The organism is Viridibacillus soli (assembly GCF_016612995.1).
Taxonomy (GTDB): Bacteria; Bacillota; Bacilli; order Bacillales_A; family Planococcaceae; genus Viridibacillus; species Viridibacillus soli.
Genome location: NZ_JAEOAH010000042.1, coordinates 34,312 through 56,280, shown reverse-complemented (window position 1 = coordinate 56,280; position 21,969 = coordinate 34,312). Strand labels below are relative to the sequence as shown.

Annotated in this window: 24 protein-coding genes; 15 read left to right on the top strand and 9 right to left on the bottom strand. The window is 35.1% G+C overall.

Going from position 1 to position 21,969, the window contains the following annotated elements:
* Window positions 1-324 carry an ArsR/SmtB family transcription factor gene (locus JFL43_RS18825; RefSeq protein WP_100797007.1) on the bottom strand — a complete coding sequence of 108 codons (324 nt, stop codon included), beginning with the start codon at window positions 322-324 and terminating at the stop codon, window positions 1-3.
* Between the two features lie 279 nt (window positions 325-603).
* Here JFL43_RS18825 and JFL43_RS18820 point away from each other — a divergent pair, with 279 nt between their 5' ends.
* The 3 genes from JFL43_RS18820 (at window position 604) to JFL43_RS18810 (ending at window position 4,601) form a co-directional block, all read left to right on the top strand.
* Window positions 604-1,371 (top strand): glucosaminidase domain-containing protein, encoded by a 768-nt coding sequence (locus JFL43_RS18820; protein WP_100797006.1) that lies wholly within the window; start codon window positions 604-606, stop codon window positions 1,369-1,371.
* A 281-nt stretch (window positions 1,372-1,652) separates the two neighbouring features.
* The gene (locus JFL43_RS18815; RefSeq protein WP_325166711.1) at window positions 1,653-3,347 is read left to right on the top strand and encodes a methyl-accepting chemotaxis protein; all 1,695 of its coding nucleotides are present in this window, start codon (window positions 1,653-1,655) and stop codon (window positions 3,345-3,347) included.
* Window positions 3,348-3,650: 303 nt separating this feature from the next.
* Window positions 3,651-4,601 (top strand): MBL fold metallo-hydrolase, encoded by a 951-nt coding sequence (locus tag JFL43_RS18810; RefSeq protein WP_200750222.1) that lies wholly within the window; start codon window positions 3,651-3,653, stop codon window positions 4,599-4,601.
* 106 nt (window positions 4,602-4,707) lie between these two features.
* Here the strand turns inward: JFL43_RS18810 and JFL43_RS18805 are convergent, their stop codons facing one another.
* Window positions 4,708-4,992: a hypothetical protein gene (locus JFL43_RS18805; RefSeq protein ID WP_100797003.1), complete on the bottom strand. Its 285-nt coding sequence runs from the start codon at window positions 4,990-4,992 to the stop codon at window positions 4,708-4,710.
* A gap of 325 nt (window positions 4,993-5,317) precedes the next feature.
* Window positions 5,318-6,421, bottom strand: a complete 1,104-nt coding sequence (locus tag JFL43_RS18800; RefSeq protein ID WP_200750221.1) for a GGDEF domain-containing protein — start codon at window positions 6,419-6,421, stop codon at window positions 5,318-5,320.
* Between the two features lie 397 nt (window positions 6,422-6,818).
* Between JFL43_RS18800 and JFL43_RS23250 the strand changes: the two genes are divergently transcribed.
* Window positions 6,819-6,980 (top strand): arsenate reductase/protein-tyrosine-phosphatase family protein, encoded by a 162-nt coding sequence (locus JFL43_RS23250; RefSeq protein ID WP_325166710.1) that lies wholly within the window; start codon window positions 6,819-6,821, stop codon window positions 6,978-6,980.
* A gap of 206 nt (window positions 6,981-7,186) precedes the next feature.
* Here the strand turns inward: JFL43_RS23250 and JFL43_RS18790 are convergent, their stop codons facing one another.
* Entirely contained in the window at window positions 7,187-7,426 is a 240-nt protein-coding gene (locus JFL43_RS18790; RefSeq protein ID WP_200750220.1) for a hypothetical protein, read from the bottom strand.
* A gap of 89 nt (window positions 7,427-7,515) precedes the next feature.
* Here JFL43_RS18790 and JFL43_RS18785 point away from each other — a divergent pair, with 89 nt between their 5' ends.
* A complete protein-coding gene (locus JFL43_RS18785) occupies window positions 7,516-8,337 on the top strand; it encodes an exonuclease domain-containing protein (protein ID WP_200750219.1) in 822 nt (273 codons plus the stop codon).
* Between the two features lie 179 nt (window positions 8,338-8,516).
* Here JFL43_RS18785 and JFL43_RS18780 read toward each other — a convergent pair whose 3' ends face one another.
* Window positions 8,517-9,020, bottom strand: coding sequence for a GNAT family N-acetyltransferase (locus JFL43_RS18780; RefSeq protein WP_200750218.1), 504 nt, complete (start codon window positions 9,018-9,020; stop codon window positions 8,517-8,519).
* Window positions 9,021-9,258: 238 nt separating this feature from the next.
* Complete coding sequence (gene ade / locus JFL43_RS18775) at window positions 9,259-11,010, bottom strand: adenine deaminase (RefSeq protein WP_200750234.1); 1,752 nt, start codon at window positions 11,008-11,010, stop codon at window positions 9,259-9,261.
* A gap of 362 nt (window positions 11,011-11,372) precedes the next feature.
* Here ade and JFL43_RS18770 point away from each other — a divergent pair, with 362 nt between their 5' ends.
* Window positions 11,373-12,128 (top strand): hypothetical protein, encoded by a 756-nt coding sequence (locus JFL43_RS18770; RefSeq protein WP_200750217.1) that lies wholly within the window; start codon window positions 11,373-11,375, stop codon window positions 12,126-12,128.
* 199 nt (window positions 12,129-12,327) lie between these two features.
* Window positions 12,328-12,822 carry a DUF1648 domain-containing protein gene (locus tag JFL43_RS18765; protein WP_200750216.1) on the top strand — a complete coding sequence of 165 codons (495 nt, stop codon included), beginning with the start codon at window positions 12,328-12,330 and terminating at the stop codon, window positions 12,820-12,822.
* Between the two features lie 54 nt (window positions 12,823-12,876).
* Here JFL43_RS18765 and JFL43_RS18760 read toward each other — a convergent pair whose 3' ends face one another.
* Complete coding sequence (locus JFL43_RS18760) at window positions 12,877-13,611, bottom strand: SH3 domain-containing protein (RefSeq protein ID WP_200750215.1); 735 nt, start codon at window positions 13,609-13,611, stop codon at window positions 12,877-12,879.
* 382 nt (window positions 13,612-13,993) lie between these two features.
* On the opposite strand from JFL43_RS18760, the gene JFL43_RS18755 reads away from it, so the two are divergent.
* From JFL43_RS18755 to JFL43_RS18745, 3 genes are all read left to right on the top strand, one after another.
* Complete coding sequence (locus JFL43_RS18755) at window positions 13,994-14,827, top strand: transporter substrate-binding domain-containing protein (protein WP_234447889.1); 834 nt, start codon at window positions 13,994-13,996, stop codon at window positions 14,825-14,827.
* A gap of 118 nt (window positions 14,828-14,945) precedes the next feature.
* On the top strand, window positions 14,946-15,608 hold the full coding sequence (locus JFL43_RS18750; protein WP_200750214.1) for an amino acid ABC transporter permease: 663 nt from the start codon (window positions 14,946-14,948) through the stop codon (window positions 15,606-15,608).
* 15 nt (window positions 15,609-15,623) lie between these two features.
* Window positions 15,624-16,352, top strand: a complete 729-nt coding sequence (locus JFL43_RS18745) for an amino acid ABC transporter ATP-binding protein (RefSeq protein ID WP_200750213.1) — start codon at window positions 15,624-15,626, stop codon at window positions 16,350-16,352.
* 38 nt (window positions 16,353-16,390) lie between these two features.
* Here the strand turns inward: JFL43_RS18745 and JFL43_RS18740 are convergent, their stop codons facing one another.
* Both JFL43_RS18740 and JFL43_RS18735 read right to left on the bottom strand, forming a co-directional pair.
* Window positions 16,391-16,546, bottom strand: coding sequence for a hypothetical protein (locus JFL43_RS18740; RefSeq protein WP_200750212.1), 156 nt, complete (start codon window positions 16,544-16,546; stop codon window positions 16,391-16,393).
* A 60-nt stretch (window positions 16,547-16,606) separates the two neighbouring features.
* Window positions 16,607-18,589 carry a site-specific DNA-methyltransferase gene (locus JFL43_RS18735; RefSeq protein WP_200750211.1) on the bottom strand — a complete coding sequence of 661 codons (1,983 nt, stop codon included), beginning with the start codon at window positions 18,587-18,589 and terminating at the stop codon, window positions 16,607-16,609.
* Window positions 18,590-18,901: 312 nt separating this feature from the next.
* Between JFL43_RS18735 and JFL43_RS18730 the strand changes: the two genes are divergently transcribed.
* The 5 genes from JFL43_RS18730 to JFL43_RS18710 all read left to right on the top strand — a co-directional run bounded on the left by JFL43_RS18730 (window position 18,902) and on the right by JFL43_RS18710 (window position 21,900).
* A complete protein-coding gene (locus JFL43_RS18730; RefSeq protein WP_200750210.1) occupies window positions 18,902-19,195 on the top strand; it encodes a hypothetical protein in 294 nt (97 codons plus the stop codon).
* Window positions 19,196-19,232: 37 nt separating this feature from the next.
* A complete protein-coding gene (locus JFL43_RS18725; protein WP_200750209.1) occupies window positions 19,233-19,577 on the top strand; it encodes a hypothetical protein in 345 nt (114 codons plus the stop codon).
* 222 nt (window positions 19,578-19,799) lie between these two features.
* Entirely contained in the window at window positions 19,800-20,318 is a 519-nt protein-coding gene (locus JFL43_RS18720; protein ID WP_200750208.1) for a GGDEF domain-containing protein, read from the top strand.
* 133 nt (window positions 20,319-20,451) lie between these two features.
* A complete protein-coding gene (locus JFL43_RS18715; RefSeq protein ID WP_200750207.1) occupies window positions 20,452-21,540 on the top strand; it encodes a DNA alkylation repair protein in 1,089 nt (362 codons plus the stop codon).
* A 177-nt stretch (window positions 21,541-21,717) separates the two neighbouring features.
* Window positions 21,718-21,900: a DUF4083 family protein gene (locus tag JFL43_RS18710; RefSeq protein ID WP_100796989.1), complete on the top strand. Its 183-nt coding sequence runs from the start codon at window positions 21,718-21,720 to the stop codon at window positions 21,898-21,900.
* Window positions 21,901-21,969 lie beyond the last annotated feature (69 nt).

Sequence of the window (21,969 nt, the reverse complement as noted above, 5' to 3'; positions counted from 1 at the left end):
TTAATTGTCTCCTTCATTTGAAGTACAAGTCGAACCACATTGTTGAAGTGTGATCGGTTCTAATGCATCAAGTACCGCCTGAATATATGGAGACTGCTTCTCATTTAATCGATAATGCTTCCATGTGCCCTTTTTTCTTTCTAAAATAATACCCGCTTCTTTTAGTTTTCGAAGTTGCTGACTAACTGCTGGTTGGGAGACTTGCAATACATCGACTAAATCGCATACACAGACTTCCCCTCTTTTTAAACAAGCGAGCAGTTTCAAACGATTTGCATCACTGATGGCCTTTAATTGTTTTTCCATTTGTGTGAGTGAACCCATATTATCACCTCATATATAATTATTCACTTATATAATCGTACTCTTATATATTATATTATGCAAGAAATAAAATAAAGATTACTACTTAGAATAAACGCATCCAAATTTCGGAACTATTTACCTTCCTAGCTCGTCCTATTAATTACATACTCTTATAGAAAGAATCCTTTGCTTTAACTTGTCTACTTGTTTTACAATAGTTAGGAATGATCTGATTTTATATTTTTTTAAATATTTGGAGGGAGGAAGGTATTGCAAATTTGCAATACCGTCAAATAAATGAAATTACTAGCAAAGCTACTGATAGGCATGGTTGTACTATTCGCTCTGATTGGTATATCTATTTATGTTTTCGTGCAAAAATTTGAAAATTCATATAACCAAACTGACAGTTCTGATCCAGCATACGTAGAGAAAAATCAAAGTGTTGAAGAGTTCATCGGCACCATAGCTGAAACAGCACGTCAACTCTCTGCTGAAAATGATCTATACGCCTCTGTTATGATTGCACAAGCTACGTTAGAAAGCGAATATGGACAAAGCGGCCTCGGTTCCTCACCGAACAATAATTTATTTGGCATTAAGGGCAAGTATAAAAACGACTCGGTGAAGCTTGAAACGTCCGAAGATGATGGCACTGGTAAAATGACAACCGTTATGGCTGATTTCCGCAAATACCCTTCCTACGAAGATTCATTAAAAGATTATGTACGTTTACTTCGTAACGGTCTTTCATGGAACAAACAGTATTATACAGGCGTTTTCAAAAGCAACACAAAAACCTTTAAGGATGCGACCAAACATTTAACAGGGTCCTATGCAACCGATTCAAAATACAATAAAAAGCTCAACAAACTCATCGCTGAATATGACTTAACGCAATACGACAAACCAGTAAAAAGTAAAAAAACCATCAAAGTAGAAGATGGCGACTCTCTTATGCTGATTGCAAAAGCCTATGATGTCAAAGTCACATCAATCAAGCAATGGAATCAACTAAACTCCGACAATATTGAAGCGGGTCAACAGCTGAACATTTATCAATAAATTAAGAGGATACCCACGAATAGTATGGGACATCCTCTTTTTTTACGTTTATAGCCAAACTTTTATAACTACATTCACTATATTACATTACCAATTAAATACATTACCAAGTTATTAAAGGTATTATTAACATATAACCATAAAGAATAAGTAGAAAAATTTTAGAATTAATAAAAAATTTTGTAAAATACATCACATTCTTCCTTAAAATAGGTTATGATAAATAAGTCCCAAAGTAATTCAGCCTTTCCCGTTACTATTGGTAAACCTTATTGAAAGTAGTGATTTCATTGAAAATAGGAAGAAAATTATTAATAGGATTTTCACTGATGGTTATTCTTATTGGTATTTCCTCAGTATTTAATGTAAAACATACGCGGGAGATTAATCACACGCTCGAAGAATTGGTGGATAACCGCTTTGTTCAAATGAAGTTAGTGGATGATATTCAAAATGAGATGGCTCTGCAAGGTTCTTATTTGCGCGGATATTTATTACAAGATCAAGGTGATTCTTTACATTCATTACGAGAGCATCAAGTCATTTTTGATGACAAATTAGCCGAATTAAAAACAATGGTAAAATCGGGTACGATGAAGAAATTAGTCGAAGATTCAATCGCTAATAAAATGGTGTTCGATCGCTATGCAAAACTAACAATAGCCGCACATCAATCCGACAATGATAAAAAAGCCATCGAGTTGATGAATGATTTTGTACAGACTACAAATGACAAAATTTTAACGAATGTACAGGATATGCTGGTATATCAACATGAGCAACTAGATAAAATACAAACAGATGCTAAAGACCAAACAGACTATGCAACTGTTGCATCAAGTGTCAATTTCATAGTGAATTTAATTGTAGCTACTATTATTTGCACTATTATTACTAAATTGATAGCTACACCTGTTCGTATGCTAACTGAAGCTGTTAAAATGGTAGCGAATGGTGATTTATCACAACCGAAAATTACAATACGTACGAAAGATGAGCTGCGTGAATTAGCAGATTCATTTAATGATATGAAAGAAAATTTACACCATTTAATTAAAGCAACGAATGATAGTGCTGAGCATTTGTCAACTTCTGCAGCTGAATTATCCTCAAGTACCGAAGAAGTATCACGAGCTACCGAAAATGTTTCGACTCGCATTGAGACGACTTCACAAAATGCTCAAATGTCTTCTGTAGCTGCCAAAGAAAGTACTGTGGCTATGAGTGAAACAGCGGTTGGCGTTCAGCGTATTGCCGAATCAAGTCAAACTTTGCATAGTACGGCTATCAATACATTAACTATTGCGGAAGAAGGACAAGCCAAACTTAGTAACGCGAAAGAGCAAATGCAGAGTATCTATGATGCAACTGTTCTTGTTACCGAATTAACAAAAAAGCTTGGGTTACAAACTGTTGAAATAGAAAATATTACAAAAGTAATTACAGATATTACGGAGCAAACGAATTTACTTGCCTTAAATGCTGCAATCGAAGCCGCTCGTGCTGGTGAACATGGTAAAGGCTTCGCTGTTGTTGCCGATGAAGTCCGAAAACTAGCAGAGGAATCAAAAACATCTGCCAACAAAATAGTCCATCTAACGGCCACTATTCAACGAGATACAAAAAATGTTGAAAATGGTGTCACACAAGGCTTGTTAACTGTTGAAGAAGGTGTCAAAATCATCGAGCAAGCGGATGTTTCATTCTGCTCGATCACAGGTGCAGTGCGTTCGATGTCCTCACAAATCGAAGACATTTCTGCTGCTTCCGAGGAAATTTCAGCAAGTGCTGAAGAAGTGGCCGCTTCTATATCAGAGATCGCCAACCATTCAGATGGTACTTCTGTGCAAATTGAAGCGGTATCTGGATCAATTGAAGAACAAGTGGCTACAATGCAGGATGTCCATAATATAGCCCAAGATTTAAATGCAAAATCGGCTTCACTACAAGAAGAAATCCATAAATTTAAGCTTTAATAGACTGGCCAAATGGAAGTTTTACTTTCATTTGGCTTTTTGTGGGGAATTATTGGTGTTTGTTGCTCAAAGTGTCATGTTTGTTGCGGAAGTCTGTGTGTTTATTGCGCAAAGTACGTTGTTTGTTGCGCAAGTTGGCTTGATTGTTATTTATCTGAATTTTCACTTCATTAAATCCCTCTATTTATTACTATCTGGAAACTTTCTGATATAAACATCTCATTATCTCAATCATTTCCTTTTACATTTCCTTTCAATCTATTTACACTAAATATCAACTACATATAATTGGGGGCGTTTGGGATGGGAAAGATTGAACAGATTAGCGAAAGTTTGTTTTGTATTGATAGTTATGATTTGGGACAGCCAAATCGAACGAGTTCATATTTACTCTTAGATGATAAGATTGCATTGATTGAAACATCTGCAAGCCCTTCTGTACCTTATATTATCAAGGGACTTCAGAAACTAGGGGTGGCACCTGAAGATGTGGATTATTTGATTTTGACGCATATACATTTGGATCATGCGGGTGGTGCTGGATTATTTATGGAGCAATGCAAAAATGCGAAGCTGCTCGTGCATCCTAAGGGCGCAAGGCATTTGGTAGATCCAAGTCGCTTAATCGCGAGTGCGAAGTCTGTTTATGGAGACAATTTCGATACATTATTTGATCCAATTTTGCCTGTTTCCGAAGAGCGTATGCGGACAGTTGAAGATGGAGAGAAACTTGAGCTTGGGGAGACGACTTTAACTTTTTATCATACGAAAGGTCATGCCAATCACCATATTTCCATACATGAGAGTGCAACAAATGGAATTTTCGTTGGCGATACGACAGGGGTTTATTATCCTGAGCTTACGGGTGAGGAGTTTGACTTAATCATCCCTTCTACTTCACCGAATCAATTCGATCCAGAAGCGATGGAACAATCGATTCAGTTATATGAGAAACTCAATGCAGACCAGTTATACTTTGGACATTATGGCGTTTACCGAAATCCTGGAGTGGCCTACCAGCAAGTACGTGAATGGTTGCCCATTTTCTTAAAGGAAGGTAAAAAGGCGATGGCTACTAAAGAGGAGTTTTCCGAGCGTACCAGAGATTTAGAATGTCGTCTGAACGCAGTAGTAAATGACTATGTATTACAGCATGGTTTATTGCTTGGTCACCCTGTTTTCAAAGTTATTCCGTTAGATACTGCAGTTTCAGCTATGGGAATTATTGATTATTTAGTGAAGATTGAAGAGTAAAAATACTAAAAGCAGGGATGCCATTGATGGAGGCACCCCTGCTTTTTCATTTCTTTTAATTTTCTTACTTTCATAACAAAGTCTTTTATATCATGCAAATTCCCATCTAAAACTCTACTTTGAATTTTGCTATTTGTTTACCTAGCTGCTCGAACCACTCTCTGTCATCCGTTTCAAGTGCTAATTCTTGTAGTTCTAGTAAATCTTGAATTTGTAAGTTGGTTTTGTTGTTTGCTTGGACCTCTTCGAATTGCGCGGTGCGGTCATATTGATGTCCGTCAACGAAAAATCTGACGACTGCCGCTGTTTTGTCTTCGTCAACAGACAAAATATAGCCATTAAGATTTTGAACAATTACCCATCTGCCAACATCTTTTTGTAATAATTTCATCTGCTCATTCCTTTCACTAGCTCGAATTTATAAAGATTCAGTGGCTGGTTACTTGAAAATATACAAAAACCCGCTAACCTATTTATGACTCCACATTCAGAATGATTTCCTTCTAAAATGATTTCAATTAAGCTAGCGGATAATTTCAGTTTTTATCGTTACTATATTCTATCATTTATTTTTTCAATAGTAAAATAATTAGCTGTTAGTATAATTACTTTATATTTATGATTACTAAAGATCGAATATTCCATTAATTACAATTGAGCTAATTGTAGTTTTAGACACCCAGTCCTATCAAGGGGATTAGTGCTTCATTCTTTCTTTATTCTCCACCAACTGTTGTAAGTGTACTTTTTATTTGGTCAGCTGATGTCTTGATTTGATCTCTACCATTTTCCTTTGCCATATATAAATTTCTATCCGCCTGTTTAACTGCTTCTAGTAATGACATATCATTTTCCAACTTTGCTACACCAATAGAGATAGTTACATGGGTCGCGATATCCTGATCAATACAAAATAGTGTCGTTCGTATCTCTTTTTGGATTGCCTCTAAATACAAAACAGCCTGCTCAAAACTAGGTTGTCCTTGATATATGATAAATTCTTCGCCACCATATCTTCCAACTTTTACAAGATCACATTCATACTTTCTAAATATGTCTGATATTTCGATTAAAATATGATCGCCTGCTACATGTCCATATGTATCATTTAACTTCTTAAAGTGATCCAAATCAGCCATCGCTAAATAATGATTTACATCTGATTTTTCCCGTTTTACTTCCACTACCTCGAAGAATTTATTTCTATTCAAAAGTTTTGTTAGTGAATCATGCCATGCAACAAATTCTAATTGATTTTTTAAATGTTCTCGTTTAATTTCAAATAAAACTAAAGCATACCAAACTGATGCTGCTCCAATAAGGGCAGCATATCGCCATATAAAAATCCTTTGAAAAATATCAAGCCCATTTGGAACAATAAAAACAATAGGGAAATCTGAAATAAACCAACAAATCGTAATAAGTAAGATTTTGTCAAAATAACAACTATCGTATTTATTTTTTTTATACACTGCTAATGTTAAAAGGGTTGGTCCAATCATCCCAAAGATAATCCCAGGAGTAGTACCAATTCCTCCTTCAAAAGAATACCAAATAGAGGAAATAACTAATACAGGAAGCGTTAATTTCCAATTACTAAAATAAGCCAAAAAAACAAGGGGAATCATTCGTAAATCTACCCGATATCCGTCAAATTCGATTGGTAAATAAAACATAGTGATAACTGCTACTGAAAAAGTCAGTACAATTAATAAGAAAAAATAATAATTCCGTAAACTTTTTCTATAATTCATTATCCTATGCACGACTAAATGTAGTAATAATATAATGGCAAGATTTGATAATATCGATTGAAGCATAAATGATACTCCTTCTATAGATAAATAGCTTCTAAAACATGAATAGAAGGCTCTTTTATATTTGTTTAGAATTACCATTTCTACATGTATGAAATAAAATAGATAGCACGTTTTTCGAGCTAGCAATAATTTGAATTAGCAACTTATTTCTTGAGAAGTTATTTTGCTAAGAAGTCATCTAGTTCGTTAATTAATTATTTAATAATACCATATAATACACTCCTCGTATATCTAAATGATAGTTATTTCGAATCATACAACCTTATAACACTACTAATTTTCATTAATTTTCATGACTTATGAACTTATTTTCAATCTGTAATCGTCGTAGAATTTATTGTGTATGCTTTTTGAATCACATAGCATATACACGATTATCTACATATGAGATACATGCATGACAAACGTCTTATTTGTCTACCTTGGAAGCATTCACCTCTCACCAATAGCTGATGCATTATTCCTAGACTTACTCGAGAAAGTTAATCTGCGTGATAAAGTGGAAGTGGATTCCGCTGCCACAAGGTCATGGTATTCTACTAGGCTTAACTATCCATAAATAAGGTGTGTTGGCCCCTTACTACACAAGTGATTTCCAGGACACATTTGACCTTTTCACAGACAGTTGTCAAGCATTTCTTGAGAAAACGCTTATAGAACATAACTTTATAAAACAATAAAAAGATCCCGCCAAAACGTTTTGGCGGGATTTTCTTTCTCAATAAATTCAGCTATTTTCCTTTTTCCTTAAATCAGAAATAACCTTTACTCTGTCCATGATTTTAAATGTTTACGCTTCGTTCCCCCATGACAATAGGTGTTAACAGAACTCCGAAGAAGATAAGTAATATTGTAGAATTTAAACATGCCTTTTTCTCGATCTTTAGTAGCTAAAATATCTGAAACTATACTTACAACAATGAATATAAAATCCGATATGACAAGAGCAATAATAATATTTTTATCCATTGATGTCGGCGTATCTACAATTGTATAACTTACCATTAGCCATAGTATCTTTGCGTACAAACGGCCCATACATATAAATCTATTGCTATAATAGCTTTATATGTTTTAACCTAGGAGGACTTTACATGGACTTTATAGCCATTGATATTGAAACAGCCAACCAATGGCGAGATAGTATTTGTTCGATTGGATTAGTAAAAGTGGTGGATGGAGAAATACAGGATACCCTGTTTACTTATATAAACCCAGAGCAACCATTTGATGAATATCATACGCATCATCATGGCTTAACAGCTGAAAACGTTCAGCATGCGCCAACGTTTAAGGAATTTTACCCAACATTATGTCAGTGGCTAAACAATCAATTCGTCGTTGCTCACTATGTTAAATATGATGAAAATGTCATTCAAGAATCATGCGAAAGTATTCAGCAGCTTCCCCCCTATTGTCAATATGGATGTACACTTGAATTAGCGCAAAAAGCATGCCCAGAGTTACCGAATTTTAAATTGGCCTCAGTTGCTTCAAAATTGTCTATTCCCCTTACTTTGGAGAATGCTGAAATTATTGCTAGAATCGTACTTGAACTTGGGAAAACAAAAAATATAACTCATGTAAAATCATTATTTGATATAAATATGACCGTCATACAAAATGCGAAACAAACCAGTAATGAACCATTTTTCAAAGGAAAAACTATTGTCTTTACAGGTGGCTTACATGGCATGACTCGAACGACCGCTGCGCAAAAGGTACGACAAGCTGGTGGCATTTTTAGTAATGTCATTTCTAAACAGACCGACTACTTGGTCATTAGTCGCAATAGTATTGAAAGATCTGAAACTGGTCACAAAAGTAGTAAATTTCAAAAAGCGGAGCAACTGATCTCTATGGGGCACTCGATTCAACTTATACATGAAGAGCTTTTTATTAAAAAATTGAAATAGAGCTAGGAATAAGTACTGAAGAAAGATTCCAATCAAACGAACATCTTATAGCGTTATTTTTCAAATATAAAAGAGCCTATTTAAAAACAGGCTCTTAATATTTTCTATGATAATTTTGCACGGATACCGTAACCAACTTTTTAACGCTGAACATTATCTAATTTTTTTAAGGATTTATTTCAGAAAAATCTCCAAAAGTATAAGTCTTCAGTCTCCTTATAGATTTCTGCTCCTGTTTTTTCTAATACCTTATGCGATGCAATATTGGCTTTATCGGTATCAGCTATAACATACATAACATCTGGCTGATTTAACAGCCAACTTTTAATATTAGAAACGGCTTCCGTCATATAACCATTTCCTTGATACTCGGGACTCGTGTAGTAGCCAATTATTACTTCACCATTTTCATTTGGGCGGCCTTTTAACATTATGCCACCAACTATACAGTTTTCTTCTCTCAATACAATTAACCAATTGGTGTACCATAAAAAATTTTGCTGATCTTCCATTACTTTTGAAAGCCTAAATTCCATAGCATGTTTAAGTTCTTTACTAAGAACTCCTTCTGATTTATTTAAAGATAACTTTATTTCCATCTCATTTTGATTATCAATTAGCAACTTCAAGCTTTCTGCATTTAATGGGATTAATCTTAATCTTTCTGTGTTTAATTCTATCATCGTTACACCCCTATCATAATTTTAACGTCACCTAAATAGACAAAAACAAAATTAAAAATAGGTATTTAATATTGGCAGCGACCCCCATGATATTTACTTCAAAATAAAGAATGCAACACACTGTGCAATCCTTTATTTAAAGTTAATTAATTCTATCATCACAAGAAGTATCTGTAAATATTTCCAAAATAAAAACGTCAGCTTGAACAATTTGTTCAAACTAACGTTTTTAAATGTCCTACTCCACTTCAACAGCAATATGCTGGAAGTTCACGACATCAAATAATCCGGTGTCTGTCAATTTAATATCTGGAATAACAGGTAAGCTGATGAATGAAAGCGTTAAGAATAGATGAAAATCTAAATCTGGGTTGAGCTGAAGTAATGCTTCATGTAATTCATTTAGTTGTTTTTCAGCAATTGGCGCTGGTTGATCGGTCATCAGTCCAGCAATTGGTAGTGGCAAAGCACTTAAAATTTCTCCATCTGCTACGACAACATAACCACCTTGCATATTTTGCAATGCTTCAACGGCTAAGAGCATATCCGCATCATTTGTTCCTAACACAAGTGCATTGTGTGAATCGTGAGCAACAGTAGTCGCAACAGCACCCTTTTGAAGTCCAAAGCCATGAGTGATACCAAGACCAATATTACCAAGTTGATGATGACGTTCAATGACAGCTAATTTTAACAGATCATCCTTCACAGATGATACGAAAACACCATTTTCAACAGTGACATCAGCTACACGCTTACTAGTCATTAACTGATTTGGCTGAATGTCGATAATATTCGCTTTTGTACCTTTATTAAAAGGGATAGTCAAATCTGCAGCTGTCAGCGCTGGAATATTCACGGATTGTAAAATAGTAGTTGGGATATGGGTTTCTCCCTCTTTTTGTTGTAGCATATGCCCATTTTTTGCAACCTTCTCGCCATTTTTCCATACGGCTTGTGGCTTACAAGTTTGGATATCTTCAAGCAGTATGAAGTCTGCTAAAAACCCTTCTGCTAATGCACCTTTATGTTGTAGCTGATAGCAAGTTGCTGCATTTAGAGTGGCTAATTGAATTGCCTGAAGTGGTTCCATCCCCTCTTTAATCGCCAGTGCAATGTCATAATTTATACTACCTTCGTGCATAAGCTCATCTAAATGTTTATCATCTGTACAAAATAGGAAGCGATGTGCATTAGTTGGCGTTACAGCTGGTAATAAGGCACGGAGATTTTTGGCTGCTGAGCCTTCACGAATTAGCACATACATACCTTGCTGCACTCGATTTCTCGCTTCTTCTGCCGTTACACATTCATGATCTGTTTGGATACCCGCTGCACGATATCCTCGAATTTGCTGTGCTGATAGTCCAGCACCATGTCCATCAACTATTCGTTTAATAGATTCAGTTTGTTCGATTTTAGCAAGCATTTTTTCATTACCTTCTAGTACAGCAGGAAAATCCATTACTTCGGCTAAGCCAAGGACATCTGGATGTGTGAGGAAAGGAGCCAAATCCTCAGCTTCCAGCACTGCTCCTGCGTTTTCAAACGCCGTAGAAGGCACACTTGATGGCAGCATCACATGAATATCCATCACCGCATTTTTAGCATCATCTAACATGTACTGAATCCCTTTTGCACCTGAAACGTTTGCAATCTCATGTGGATCCGTTATAACCGTTGTAATTCCGTGCGGCAATAATATACGGCTAAATTCCGATGGCGTTAACATGGATGATTCAATATGAATATGCCCATCTATAAGACCAGGAATGACATAACGTCCTGCTGCATCCTCTTCATGCTCTGCCTCATATTGACTATTCGAATCAATGGCCACAATATACCCTGCTGATACAACTATATCAGCCTGTCTCCATTGCAAGTTAAAGACATCTGCCACCTGTGCATTTCGTAATATAAAATCAGCCTTCACCTTCTGTTGAGAGCTTAAAATTCGGCGTTGTTTGTTCGTTAAATGTAGGTTCATCATGTTGCCTCCTTATTTATCTGTAAATACCTTTCTATATTTATACCATAATGAAAGGACTTTTGCGTAGAAATTGAAATAGAGTAGGGATTGCTGCTTTAATTTGGGTGTTTGTTGCGCAAGTGAGCTCGTTTGTTGCGCAAATCCGCCTGTTTGTTGCGCAAGTGAGCTCGTTTGTTGCGCAAGTCCGCCTGTTTGTTGCGCAAGTGAGCTCGTTTGTTGCGCAAACTCTATGGACTGTTATTTACAAGAATATTCACCTTCTAAATACCTTTTCCAACAGGCCATTTTTATTCCTAACAAAAAGGATAATTACTTTGTATTCAAAAAAAGGTAATATAGTGTAATAAAGGAGGATTTTCATGAAGAAATTATTCAAGTATTTGTTATCATTTATTATTGCTCTTACTATCTTTTCACCTACATTGCTGATAACTGAGGCCGCTTCTAAAAAAGCGCCAATTACATCTCTTCGTTATGTAAAAGTGTCTGGTAGTAAAGCCATTGCGATTAAATCCCAGGCAAAGTCATCTTCATTTAGCTATACAAAAGTACAAAATGGTGATGCAGTTATGATTACAGGAAAGAAAAAGGGACAATGGACGGAGCTTTACACGACAAACTTGCATGGCTATATCCAAACAAAGTATTTAGAAAAATCAAAACCACAGCCAAATAAAAAGTACACAAGCTACACAATGAATACATCAAAAAAATATACGTATAAAGATCTAACACCTAGCAGCTATGATCACCGAGATACGATTACAACCAATTTCGTTAAGAAAAATTACGGCATCATCAATACTTGGGTTTTCACTCAAGACCCAACGCCTTGGGGATACTTTGAATTTGAAACGAGTAGAGGTCTATATACAGGAATTGGTGAAGAATTTACATTACATTTAACAGTAAAATATCCAGTTAAGAAAAAACAGGAATTCGGAAGAGGTTATAAAGTTGTGAATACGAAAGCTACTATTTACACTAATGCCGGTACGTTTGATAATGTTATTGCTATTAAAAAAGGTAAAACAACTAACTTTTATTCACCGATTGTCGGCCGTATCCAAAGTATCAACCCTGATTATGGCTTTACACTTGTAAAATTGAAATAGTCCATTTCATAAATAAGTTCTACAATTATTTAAGACCCGTATCCATGATGGACTACGGGTCTTTCGTTGAGATTCCAATATAGATGCATTAACTTACTCGATTGTGTTTTAGCTAAATATCCACACCCTAAAAGATCCAAATTAATTCAATCGAAACCTTTTCCTCTATTGCCCGTATACAGAATAAGGAGGTTATCATATGTTAAATCAACCCAAACTACATTTCCCTCGATCTGCACTGCAAAAGACATTGGATGTTCTTGCAATCGGGGCATTTGTTGCAGCAATTATTTATGGCATTACACAATGGTCTAGTCTGCCGGTGCAGGTACCGATTCATTATAATGCATTGGGAGAGCCTGATGGATGGGGTTCTAAGTGGGTATTTTTTATTGTCCCTGCGCTTGCTGTGGCGTTATGGATTTTCTGCCATGTATTAGAGCTAAAGCCACATTTACATAATTATAGTAAATTAACAGTTGAAAATACTGAGCGGCTTTATAAGAATTCTATGCTGCTTTGTAATGTTATAAAAAATGAAATTCTACTATTTTTCGCTTATATTTCATGGGATATCATGCACATGGCCCATGGTGGTAAAAGTATACTTGGGATTTATGAGATGTTACTTTTCCTTTTAGTCTTATTTGGAACGATGGCTTTTTTTATTGTACGTTTCTATAAGCTTAGATAAATAAAAAATGTTCAACTTCCATTTATGGAGATTGAACATTTTTTTGATCCATTTTTATTTTGTATATTCCGCCAATTGAAACTTTTTCTCGCCATTTAATTTCCACATAATAATACCTTTACCAGGTGCTATATAGTAATGGGAATACGTGTTATATGCTGTATGATCCATGCGCACGATGACAACATTTTTGAACGTGCCTGCTGCTATTTTTACTGTTGCATTGACATTTTGAATTTGTAACTTATCTTGTTCACCTCCCCATTTCATGCCCTTTTTTAATGGATAGTTCAGTTGGAAATCAGTATGCCCGAGAGGCGAAAGATATGTGAAGAACTTACTATTTTCAAAATACGAAGTATACACCCCAGTGTTAGACTTTGTTTTGACACCTTCTTTTATTTTTATGAATATGTCTGTGCTTTTACCTTGATAGACACCCTCTTCATAGTAATTGTATGTATACTTACCTACTTTCGGTGCCAGTTTACCTGTCACATTTTGTACTGCTTTTGATGCAAAATAATCTGATGAAACATAGGCAGTACCCTCTTTATATTGAATTTTTGACCAGCCTTTTGATGTGCTAATCACCGCCACTCGCACATTTTTCTTTAATTGACCCAACTTTTTTGAGCTAATCGTAGCTTTTTCACGGACATTTAACACTTCAACTTTCACATATTCTATCGTTATATCTGCTTTTGCCTCAACTTTTGGTAGATTACTAAAACCTAAACTACTCATTAATAGTACAATCGTGATTACATATTTTAATCGTTTCACCATGTTACACCTCTTCTAATTTATATTTTAAGATTCTATTTATTCCACAAGCACCATTATACCCTATTTACTTCCATGAAAATCCCAATAACTTGCTTTTCTATAGTAGAGATCCTCTCGAACAAAATAATAAACCACCTACATTTCTGTTTAGTAGGTAGTTTTTGCTTGATTGAATCATACATATTTTTAAATAGTATTGATTCAAGTGACTATTATCTTATTCAATTTTATATTTAATCATTATCGTCATTGTTAACTAGTGAAAATTCTCAAATTTCCAATTATCTATTAAATAACAAAGTTAGTTGGTATATTTTCAGCTTCGCACTCCATATATTAGGTTTAATAGTTATATCAATTTGATTGAGAGGGGGAGAAAAAGTTGAAAAAGAGTTTACTAGTTATTCTATTGGTGATGAGTATTGTCTTGTCAGCATGTGGAGGTGGTGACAGTGATGCGACTGGAAACATAGGAGAGTCGACAATTGATCGCGTACGAAAAGCAGGTAAATTGGTTGTTGGTACCGCTACAGGTTATGCACCTTTTGAGATGGTAAATACGAAGGACGAATTTGTAGGCTATGATATTGACACCGCGAAAGCTATAGGAAAGGCGTTAGATGTCAAGGTAGAATTTAAAGAGTATTCATTTGATGGATTAATCGCTGCGTTGCAAGTTGGAGAAATTGATATGATCGTTTCTGGTATGACGATCACTGGTCCTCGTGCTTTATCTGTGAGTTTCCCAAATCCGTATTATCAAACAAGACAGGTAGTGCTATTGCCAGACACTAACAAAACAACGAAGTCTTGGAAGGAACTTGATAAAAAAGGAAACAAAATTGCCACTATTATTGGAACAACTGGTCAAATTTTAGCGAAATCAAATTTCAAGAATGCAGAGTTCAAAGATTATAGAGAAATGCCCGCTGCTGCTTTAGCTATGCTGACAGGTCAGTTAGATGCCGTGATTTATGACGAATCTTCTGTCCGTATATGGCAAAAGGAAAATGGAAAGTCTCGTATTTTAGATGAAGACATTTCGGCAGAAAACTTAGGGATTGCCGTTGCTCACAACGATTTAGTAACTGTACAGTGGCTTAATTCATTTCTTTATAATTATTTAGGTGGCCCTGAAGAGCTAGCTTCTCGTACTTATTGGTTTGAAAGTGATGATTGGTATGGGGATATTAATACTAAAGTGGTAGAAGAATAATAGTATTTGTCTTGTGGTGACATTGAAAGCCTTACACGCTAATTCGTTCCGTTCGTAAGGCTTTTAATCGTTTTTACGCCCTTATTTGAAGTCAGATCAATGGAGGAGATCCTGCATTATGAAATACCAACTTGATTGGAGCGTCATCACGAATAATCTCGATATCTTTTTTAAAGGTATCTATTTGACACTCGAAATTTCTGCTTTATCTTTACTATTTGCCATACCGATTGGGATTGTTTTTGGCGTTGGGCGAATTTCGAAAAATCCCATCATCCGATTTATCTCTTCTGTATATGTTGAAGTTATGCGCGGGGTGCCCCTACTTGTTATTTTAATTTGGATTCATCTCGTTTTAGGCCAATTTTTGAAACTTGGCGCTTTTTGGGGCTCAATCATTTCACTCGCTATTTTTTCGGGTTCATTTATAGCGGAAATTGTACGTGGTGGTATTCAATCCCTTCCGAAAGGTCAAATGGAGGCTGCACGTTCATCTGGTATGTCCAATTATCAGGCTATGCGCTTAATCATTCTGCCACAAGCATTCCGAAAAACATTACCACCTATGGCATCGCAATTTATCATTCTTATTAAAGATTCATCACTCGTTTCAACTATTTCAGCAGTAGATTTAACGTTAAAAGCGACAAATTTGGCAGCTCTCTCCTATCGTTATATTGAAATTTGGTCATTTGTTGCCCTGTTATATTTCACCATGACGTTTACATTATCACTAATCATCCGCCAGTTTGAAAAACGCTGGCTAAAAAGTGAGTATTAAGAAAGGAATGAGTCCATGATTTCTATTAAAGATGTCAATAAAAGCTTTGGTACTAATCAAGTTTTAGTAGATATTAATTTAGAAATAAAAAAATCAAATGTCATTGCCTTAATTGGACCTAGTGGAGCAGGAAAATCTACGCTTATCCGCGTCATCAATGCTCTTGAAGAAATTGATAGCGGAGAAATTATTGTAGATGGCACATCCATTCATGATAAAAAAACAGATATTAATAAAGCCCGCACGAATATTGGATTCGTATTTCAGAGCTTTAACTTATATCCATTTTTAACGGCACTTGAAAATGTCACAATTGCCCCTATTAAAGTAAAAGGCATTCCAAAGTCAGCGGCAGAAAAAATGGGCAAAGAGTTACTTAGTTCTCTCGGCTTAGCTGATAAAATGAATGTTCATCCGTCCCATCTGTCAGGGGGGCAACAACAACGAGTCGCTATTGCAAGAGCATTGGCTATGGATCCACAAATAATGCTTTTTGATGAGCCTACCTCCGCTCTCGATCCGGAGATGATAAAAGAAGTATTAGATGCCATTCGTAAACTTGCCAAGGAAGGGATGACGATGATTGTTGTGACACATGAAATGGGCTTTGCACGAGAAATTTGCGACAACATCGTCTTCATGGCAGAGGGACGAGTCGTGGAAGTCAATCCACCTGATATATTTTTTACAAATCCTGAATCAGAACGCGCCCAAATTTTCTTATCAAAGGTTTTAAATCATTAATGAAAAAAAGAGCAACCACTGCTCTTTTTTATGTTCTATTACTTTTTATCAACGAGTACTAATATCAGTGTTGCTATTGGGCCTAAAATTAATGTTAGTAGAAACCAGTTTAATCCTGACCGATTTTTGCCTTGTGCAATGCCGGCATTTATGAGTGTGAGTGTGCCCCATCCGACAAAAAATTCATTTTTCATTGTTTATCCCGTCCTTCTTTCATTTTATGTCCATCGTTCACGTTGGGGCTATATCTCCTCCTAAATAACACGAATATCTTCCACTCCGCTATGTTTTAATAATTGCTGCGCATTTGAGCGTACAGTATCGTTTGTAAAGCAGTTCTCATAGAAAATAATACATCTTGGTTTTTCATTCGACAAAATGTCTATTTGTTCAAGCGTCAATTCCTTTTCAAGACAAATAAATAAGGAACCCCCGTCCACTGAATAAACTATACGATCCGCTAGTAGTAGTCGTTCAACTGGCAGTGATAAATCCATGCCATACTTGATGAGAATTTCATATACGGCATCTTCTTCACTTCGTCCTTTTTTCACTGGTCCAATTTTATCTAATGGAGGTTTTTCCATATTGGATGCTACTTCATCCCACAGTACTAAATTAGTCGTATCTAATTTGAAACTTTTAAATCCTAAATCATCATTGGTATTATTTTTTAATTCCTTATTTACTCGAGTCATCCTCTCTTTGCCAAGTTCTGATAATAACGGTTTTCTACCAACACTTTTTAAATAGCTTATAAGATTTTCGGCATCCTTTTTAGCGACACCCATAAATTTTTCATGTGATTGAATGAGATCTTCATCGATTTGCACGAGTATGTAGCGAATCGATTGGTTGTTCTCTAAATTGTATCGAACAACTGCTTCACCAAATGTACCTGAACCAGAGAAGAAATCCATTACAATATCATTGTCGTTTAGAGCGACCATACTTAATAATCGATTGATCAATTTTAAAGGTTTCTTTCCATTTCGATAGTCGACAAAACCTTCATTGTCTAGTCCTGTAGTTTTAATATCTGTCCAAAGATCGCATGGGTGTACTGTTAAATAATCATCTGCAAAAAGTATTTTAATACGAGGGTAATCTACTTCTGAATTATAATGATTATTTATAAAATATAATTTTTTATTCGGCGTAGTTATAACAAATGCTCGATTTTTGTTCGCCCTCTTCTTTTCGTCGGCAATGTTCTTTCCGTTGCCTGTCATTGAAACGGTTCTAATAATTCTCCAAGCATTCGTAAATAAAAATGACTCGAATTCTGTTTTATTAACATTTTTCTTGTGAGCGTATTCGGAAACGGAGACCATTTGAAGATTTGCTAAAATAGCATCACTTCTTTTTATGTCTTCTTCAGTTCTCTCTTCATTATCACGAATTGACTTTAACTCTTCTATTTCTTCTTTGCTAACATTCGTGATGATTGTTTTATATTCATTGTCCCAAGTATGTTTTGGGATGCATATTTTCTCAAAAGTAATATTCCTTTTTTTATAGCAGAGCACATATTCTTTTAATTTCGGGATATTCTTTTTGACGTGCGTCATTTTAACGCCAGTTGGTTCGGACATTTTGACGACGATTGTTGTGACAAAATTCTCTTCCCCGAAAATTTCATTGCAAATGCGTTTTAAATTATCAATCTCATTGTCATCAATCGAGATAAAAATAATCCCATCCTCAGACAATAAATTGCGCGCAATTTTCAGTCTAGGATACATCATATTTAACCATTCTGTATGGTATCTTGCACTAGTCGATACATTCGATTTTAAGCTCTCATTCATTTTTTCTTTGTAATTTTTAATATTGTTACGGAAGTTATCCTTATAAACAAAATCATTTCCGGTATTATATGGTGGATCGATATAAATCATTTTCACTTGATTGCGGTAACTATTTTGAAGGATTCGTAACACTTCCAAATTATCTCCTTCTATATAAAGGTTTTTCGTTTTCTCCCAGTCCAAGCTACTTTCAATATTCGGACGCAAAGTTGCCGTTGTTTGTTGCTCTGCCAATTGGATTGCTGCTGCTTTACCTTTCCACGTAAAATCATAGCATTCCTTTTCAATTTCTATTTGTTCACCTAGTAACAATTGAAGCTTAGTAAAATTTATTTTATTCTCTATACAAATTTCCGGGAAAAGTTCTTTCATTTTTTCAATATTATTTTGTATATTATGAAATGATTGGCCATTTAGTTTGTCCATTTTACAGCACTCCTTTATATAGGTGAAGCTGATTTAATTGAAAATGAATGAATTTTTTCATTATATTACCACCACTATTACTGATTATACCAACTATTCAGTCAATTACCATTATTAAAGTTACTCCCCTATGAATTATCCCCGTCCCATGAATTATGCTTGAGAACAATGTAAAATATATACCATTTTAATATAATTATAGTATCAGATGACATTTTTCAAACTTATGAGTTAAGATGGTTCGTAAGTAGTTATACCTAACAATTTTTGTGCTATTGTTTGAACTGACTTGAAATAAAGGTGGTTACGCATATGATAACGACAATTGAAAACTTAAAAAACACAACACACACTACTTATTTAACGGGCAACTTTCAAGAAACACTTTCACTTGGTCATGAGTTAGTCTCCCAGGCAACGATTCAACAGGATCATGTTGGCATTCGTTATGGCTATATGTATCTCTCTGTTTCATACCACGCATTAGGTGACTTAAAAAATGCTTTCCATTATACTTTTTTATATGATGAATATTGTCAACAAAACAAAGAAGAACTGGATGATAAAGCGCAGGAAAACCTTTATTTACTATTTTTTTCTATATGAATATAATGAAAACTGGGGAAAAGCACGGGAAACAATTTTGCAAAATATCGAACTCGCAAATAAAACACATGCCACAAATACGATTAGCAATTGCTATTGTAATTTAAGCAAGGTGGCCATTGCGGAGAAAAAGTACGTTGAAGCACATGATTATGCATTGCGCAGTTTAGATATATCATTATTAGAACATGCTGATATGCCACAACTTACTTTTCAAGCTCTAGCCAACCTTGTTGAGGCTTCTCTTAATTTAGATCGCCTAAATGATGCGGCCAAGTATTTAGGGACATTATCTGCTTGTTTAGCGGATTCAAACTCTATTAAATGGCAAATCCTCTATTATCAATATGCTGGGGAATTATATTATTTAAAAGAACAATAAGAAATAAGTTTCAAAGCATTAGTTACATGCAAAGAGCTGGCTACAAAAGCAAGGAATTTAACAGCTAGGAAAAAAGTTATTTCACTTTTAATAAATCTTTGTGAGTGTTTACATCGCTATGAAGAAGGTTTTTTCTACTATAAAGAATACGTAGATATTTTACATGAGATTAAACAAGCTGCCATATATAAAACAACATTACAGTTAGAAATTCAACATCGTGTGACAGCTATTCAAGAACGAACAAACTTAGATGGTTTAACCGATATTTACAATCGCTATCATTTAGAGGAAGTAGCAGATAAATGGCTATTAGAAGCGGCTCATGAAAAGACAAACGTTACATGTCTAGTATTCGATATTGATAAATTTAAATCAATAAACGATAAATACGGTCATCTAATCGGTGATGATGTCATCAAACTAGTAGCAAAAACTTGCAAAGAATTAGCAGATCTAGAAACGACTTTTGTAGCACGTTTTGGCGGTGATGAATTTGTCATTTTACTCCGTCATTTAACTTCTACTGAAGTGATGGCATTTGCAAATACAATTAATCAAACGTTGGCTGCTTTAGAAATTCCAATTGAAGATTCCCTTCTTTCCTTTACAGTCAGTATAGGCATAGCTACAAATCGTAATGGTGAATTAAATTCATTCCGTGAACTCTTCAAACATGCTGATTCGGCTTTATACAATGCTAAAGAAAATGGACGCAATCAGATTAGGCTATATGAATGATTTCTTAGGGTAAAATATAGCATTGGTACTATTCCCCATTTTAAGATATGCTAAAAATAAACTTCTGATTCTTAATCGGATTAGGGGTTTATTTATTCATATCATGACTACATCAAAAGGAGCTAACTGAAGAATGGCTGAACTTCTAAAACACGTTTATAATGAAGCGCTTTTCAAGCAATTTTGTGAAAAATTAAAACAGGTCTATCCGTTATTTGATGAACAATATTTCATGACTCAATTATTTGACGAAGAATGGGCACAACGGGAGTTGAAACAACGAACCCGGCATATTTCCCATACATTAGGAGCTACTTTACCACAGTCGTATGCCAAAGCTATTGACATATTAAGTAACATGGTACCCGAATGCAAAGGCTTTGAATATTTATTTTTACCTGATTTTATTGAAGTTTATGGTTTATCTGACTGGGAGACGTCCATACCAGCATTAAAGCTATTTACTATCTCAATCAGCGCTGAATTTGCTGTACGTCCATTCATTGAACAAAATCCAGAAAGAATGATGGCGATTATGGAAGAATGGGCAGTAGATGACAGTGAGCATGTGCGGAGGTTAGCGAGCGAAGGGTGTCGTCCTCGTCTTCCATGGGCCGCTCCTCTAACAATATTTAAAGTAGACCCTTCTCCAATCATTCCGATTTTACAACGTTTAAAAGCAGATGATAGTGAGTATGTTCGTAAAAGCGTCGCGAATAATTTAAATGATATAACAAAGGATCATCCAGAGTTAGTTAAGGCTATCTGTAAAGAATGGATTGGGCAAAATTCTAAAACAGACTGGATTGTCAAACACGCTTCCAGAACATTACTTAGAAAAGCCGATCCAGAAACACTTTCATTGTTCGGCTTCCATCATAATCCTACTGTTCATATTAAAGACCTTACTCTGTCAACTGAACAATTAGCCATTGGTGAAAATTTTACTTTTCAATTTACAGTCAACAATCCAACCACTGATGTTATTAAACTCAGAGTAGAATACGGTATCGACTTCATGAAAGCTAATGGTATAAACAAGCGGAAACTCTTTAAAATAACGGAAAATACTTATCTACCAGGTGATTATACTTTTACTAGATCGCATTCCTTCAAGAATCTATCTACAAGAAAACATTATTCAGGTAAGCATCAGATAGCCATCGTTTTGAATGGTGTTGAAATGGCTGGAATAGATTTTATCTTAGGAGAGGAAAAATAGTAATTTAGCTGTTCTTATTTTTTATAAGCGTAGATTTGAAATAAAGATTGATTAAATAAACACTAATCTTTCAAATACACTAGTATTATGAAGTGAGAACGCTATTAAATTACGTAATATCTGTAAAAATGGAACGCTTACTAAGTTAAAACGTATAAATAATGAGGGAGTGATTGGATGGATAGTCTCGGGAGTATACTATTAATTGTAATTTGCATTTCACTTATTATTTTAGGTACAGTTTCGTTCATGCTATTTATTAGAAGGATCATTATTAATACAAGTCCGAAAAATGAATCGGCACAACTAAATGAAAAAATGGATAAAATTATAGAGTTGTTGGAGAAGCAATCAAAGTAAGTAATCGTCGTCTAAAGAAAATAAGCTGCTGATTCTCATATGAGATTAGCAGCTTATTAATTGTGATGA